Source organism: 'Santalum album' aster yellows phytoplasma (assembly GCF_018283495.1).
GTDB lineage: Bacteria > Bacillota_I > Bacilli_A > Acholeplasmatales > Acholeplasmataceae > Phytoplasma > Phytoplasma asteris.
In genome coordinates, this window is sequence record NZ_JAGVSK010000015.1 from 1 (window position 1) to 5165 (window position 5165).

At 28.5% G+C, this 5165-nt stretch carries 3 protein-coding genes; all 3 read right to left on the reverse strand.

Annotated elements, in window-relative coordinates:
• A partial coding sequence (locus tag KE631_RS02455) for a hypothetical protein (protein ID WP_212509259.1) occupies positions 1-353 on the reverse strand: 353 nt, incomplete at its 3' end.
• Positions 346-1455 (reverse strand): DNA-methyltransferase, encoded by a 1110-nt coding sequence (locus KE631_RS02460; RefSeq protein WP_249291150.1) that lies wholly within the window; start codon positions 1453-1455, stop codon positions 346-348. The genes KE631_RS02455 and KE631_RS02460, both read right to left, overlap by 8 nt.
• Positions 1456-4930: 3475 nt before the next feature.
• Positions 4931-5165 (reverse strand): hypothetical protein (locus KE631_RS02465; protein ID WP_212509260.1); only part of this gene is annotated, 235 nt, incomplete at its 5' end.

Sequence of the window (5165 nt, forward strand, 5' to 3'; positions counted from 1 at the left end):
GGAATAGTAATTATAAAAGAATTATTTTGGTTAATAAACTTTGTGATTTGTTCTAAATCCTCTTTAAATCTCCCCAATCGATAACCAGAAAGGATTAAATTTATTCCTAATTTATCTATTTTACCTGATTTAATTTGTAGTTGTATTTTATTATTAATTAAAATATCACAATCTATTTTATGATTATTACCACTCCATTTAACAACATCAGTATTTGAAAGGTCTTTTTTAATACTTTTAACAATTAATTCTTCTAACTGCCAACTACTGCATCTACCACAATCAAAAAGTTCATGATATTTTTCTAAATATTTTTTAAAATGATTTATCATAGTTTGATTTAATTTATACATTTTTTAATAATTCCTTAATTAACATCACATAATCAGGGTTTATTTCAATACCAATATAATTTAGATTTTTCTTTTTAGCAACTAAACATTCTGAACCTGAACCAGCAAAAGGAATTAAAACATTACCTTTTTGATTTTTCATAATCACTGAATCAATTAATTTAATAGTTAACATTTGGGGTTTTTGAGTAGGATGAATAATAGTTTGATGAGGTTTTTGATGATTTTTTAGTTCTTTAGAACTAAAAATTTTACAATCACAAGTTTTACATAAAAAGAACCGTTCTTTAAATCCTGCACCACCTGCTAAAGCGGGAACTTTAATGATATCACGTGGGAGAGCTCCTTTTTCGTTTACGCGATACAAAGTTTCAGAATTACCAAAACGTCCTAAAGTACCAATTCTTTTTTTTCCATCACACTTCAAAAAATTGGAGGTATAAGGTTCTCTAATTTGATCGATATTAATTTCAGGTTTTTTGTTATTCCAAAGACATAAAATTGATTCATAAGAACGTTGCCAAAAATTACAAGAAGGCATGTTTTTATTAGTATAATGCCAAGCTAAAATTCTTTGTTTATCGTAAGGAAATTGTGCCGCAACCCGAGCTAAAATTTCGGGATAACCATACATATAAAAAATACCATTTGGAGTTAATAATTTAAGGCATTGTTGAATCCAATCCAAAGACCATTTTAAATACTCATCTATTTCTAACAAATCGCGGTTATTACCAAAATTTTTACCAATATTATAAGGTGGATCAGCGATAACAATATTGAATTTAATATTTTGAAGTTGTGGTAAAAACTCACAAACATCACCTAAAATAATTTGAGAAAAAGAATTAGTTTTATCAATAAAATTAGTTTTATTTGTTAAAGTATTGTTTTGGGATTTTACTATATCGATATGTGGATATTCAATTTCAATTTGGTTAATTATTTTTTTTAAGTCTGTATCGTAATTTTTAGGAATAGATTGTTGTTTTTCCCAACGCTTGATAGTACCTTTTTGGACTTGGAGAAAATTTGAAACAAAATCTAAACCTTTGATATTTTTGATACTTAAAAATGCATCAAAAGAAGTCATGTTTTTCATTTTTTTACCCTTCTTTCTTCTTAAATATTGTATCATAGTTTGTTTCAATTTATGATTTGAAATTATATTAGTTTTAAAAAAATGATTCGTTTTAATTTATCCCCAGTTGGTGTGATTTCATAGAGGGAGTTTAGTTTAGAAATAATTTAATTTTTGCATCATTAACCCCAATTATCTTAATATTTTTTGATTTTAACAAAAAGCCCTAAATGAAAAAAAGAATCTTCATTATGGGCAATTTAATGCCAATTAACATATATCCATTGAGGTCTTTGGGGTGGTGTTGTAGTATCTAAAAATGGTAATATGTAAGAGCGCATTCATTGCCGTCAATATACCAAGTATCAAAGAAAACTCTCATTATATTGATAATAATGGGTGTTACCATTTTCATCATAAAGGGTTTTGTTAGAACGACCGATTTTATTTCGACTGCGTCGCCTGAAATATAACTGCCAGGTTTGATGTAACATTGCCTTAACCAATTAATATATTATTCAGAACCATAATTATCGAAAATACGTTGTTTGGCATTTCTATCTTTACAAGAAATAATAAAATTTTTCCTTTCGGTCAAAATATTTTTGTTGGAGAAGTTCACACGATATAGTCGCTTTGGTTGTTGTTGTATTGTGGGATGCTGTCAATAGCGCTTCCTTTCTATCAGTTTGGAGTATAAATTCACCATAATCAAATAAATTATCTCTTTCCATGTTCGAATGGTTTGGTAAGGATCACAGCACAAAATTGATGCTTTTAATTCTTTTTTGAGTATTGAAAGAAAAAAGATAGATGTTTTTGGCGCCATTTGATAATTTAAGCAAATCCTCAAGGGTATAATTTTTTATTTTCAGGTAAGATTCTTATTCAGTCATCAAAATAAATATTCTCAATTTCAAAAAACTAACGAGCTTACCTAAAGGTAAAGGTGCTACTCAAGCCAGTTTGGGGGCTATGTTATAACAACCCAATTCTAATAAATTTCTTTCTTTAATGATATTATTAACGATTAAAGAATTATTAATTGCTTCTACTTTGGTCAACAAAGAGATTGATGCTGATTAATTCCACATTGACCTTTTTTCTGAAAGTTTTTCGTTATGCTGGTCACATCCTTCAGCGGACTTTAGGTATTTGTTTGTAACCTCGTTTCGTCCCTAATATTAAATAGTCCTGATAATACTTTAGAAGATCTCTAAAAATATGAATGTTATCGAAGAAGCTTTTATTTTTTGATCAACAAAAATCAGAGTTGTGCACAATGGAACATCACATCACCTTGTTGATCTATAAAGAATAGTATTAATATCGACATCGTTAATAATATTGTGTTGAAAAGAAATTTACGTTCAGGTTGCCATACATACCTCAGCCGGTTGGTAGCACTTACCTTAGCTCGGTTTTGAAATTGAGAACAGTTTGTTTGGATGACGGAATAAGAATTATCGAAAACAAAACATACTCCTGAGATTTCCGTTAAATTAATAAATGAAAATAAAATTACTATCTTTCTCAATATCAAAAGAATTGTTAATGAATTACTCGAGTCCTTACCAGTTACTGAACATGGAGCGAGATAATAATTTATTTGATTATGAAGGTATTTATACCAAACCGATAGAGTGAAAGCGTTATTGAGCCAGTATCATCAACACCAGCTCGCATCGTGCGGCCCTCTTCAACTTAAAATACTTGAAACCGAAAAGGAAAAATTCCCATTGGCTTCGTGTTATAAATGCCAACAACGTATTTTCGATAATTATGGTTTCGAATATATTAATTGTTTAATAAGATCAAACCTGGGCAGTTAAGGTAAGACGCACAGTCGGTCGCGAAAACTTTATGATGAAATGAACATTCCATTATTATCAATATACGAGGATTTTCTGATACTTCGTATATTGATCATAATGACGCCGCACACACATTTTTTAGATTACTACAACATCATTCCCGTTACCTCAATGGATGCGTTACCGGCATTACATCTACGAAGCGTGTCTTTCATTTTGCTTTTTAAAGAATCAAAATATTAAGATAATTGGGGTTAATGATGCAAAATTAAATATTTCTCTAAACTAAATTTCACCAGCCACTCACCGAGGATAACCATGATACAATATTAAGAAGAAAGAAGGGTAAAAAGATGACTCTTTTATGTATTTTTAAGTATCAAAAATATCAAAGGTTTAGATTTTGCTTCAAATTTCAAGTTCAAAAGGTACATCAAGCGTTGGGAAAAACGGGTCTATTCCTGATGATTGAGATTCTTAAAAATAATTAACTAAATTGAAAATTGAATAACTAATATTAATGATATAGTAAAACTCAAACAATACTTTTAACGAATAAACCACTTATTGATAAAACTAATTCTTTTCTCAAATTACTTAGTGGCTGCTTCAGAGTTTTTACCATTACCAAAATATTAAATTAATATTGTTGTCACGATCCACCTATAATATTGGTAGTACCTAATAATCGATTTGTTAGAAGATGCAGTATTTAAAATGGTCTTTTGATTGATTCAACAATGCCTTAAATTGAACTCCGAATGGTATTTTATATGCTATTATCCCGAAATTTTATTGTTGCGGCACACTTCCTACTGATAAACAAATATGTATTGGCATTATGCTCAATAAAAACATGCCTTCAGGGCTTTGGCGGGTCAGCCTTCTATGAATAATTTTGTGTCTTTGGAATAAAACCTGAACAAATTAGAGAACCTACCCTCCACTTGAGTGTGATGGAAAGAATTGGCTTAGACGCCTGTACCTGAAATGCGTAATGAAAGGAGCTTCTCCCACGATAATACAGTTCCTGCTTAGCAGGTGGGTGCAGGATTTAAAGAACGGTTCTTTATAAACTTGTATCAAATTTTTTAGTTCGCCATCCAAAATGTCAAACTCATCAGTCCATTATTCATCCTACCAAAACTCCCAAATGTTAACTATTAAATTCAATTGATTCAGTGATTATGAAAATCGTGCTGCAATGCTTAATTTTCGTTGTCAGGTTCGAATGTTAGTTAGCAAAGAAAATTCAATATATTGGTACGAAATAAACCCTGATATATGTTAATTAGGAGTGTATTAAAAATAGGGTTATTTGAAGTTAAAATTACAAGTTGTTTCAATTGCTAATTTTTATTTTATTTTTTTCTTTAATTAATTTATTAGTTACAAATTAAAATATTAATATTAAGATAAATTAGTATTTGCCTATACTTAATTAAAATTAATTATATAAACTATACTAATTATACCTCAAATTAAGGTTATAATATTAAAATTTTGATTAACTTTTTAAGAAAATATATTATTTCATTCAAATTAATGAAAAAGACCAACTTAAAGTTGGTCTTAATTATGATTTTATCATCTTAATCTTGTTGTTGGTTGTTTTTCTATTTATTTAGTATTAAATTTATTCATATAAAAGAAAATGTATTTTTTAACTGGATTGATAAAGATTAAACTTTTAAAATTTCACTTTTTTCTTGAATTAATTTTAAAGGAATAGTCCACCATATTTGCCAACTCATACTAGGTGCAATTTTAAATTCTACTCCTTTATTGTTAATTAAAAAATAATCTTTTTTCTTTTTTTCCCAAATATTTAGTTTGCTTATTTTAAAAATGTCTTTCGGTAAATAGCAAATCTGATAAATATGTCTTTTATTTGTTTGTTCTTCGTTTTTATGATAT

Excerpts from the sequence above, each read along its gene's own strand:
- KE631_RS02460 (WP_249291150.1), bottom strand. The coding sequence starts at position 1,455 with ATGAAAAACATGACTTCTTTTGATGCATTTTTAAGTATCAAAAATATC.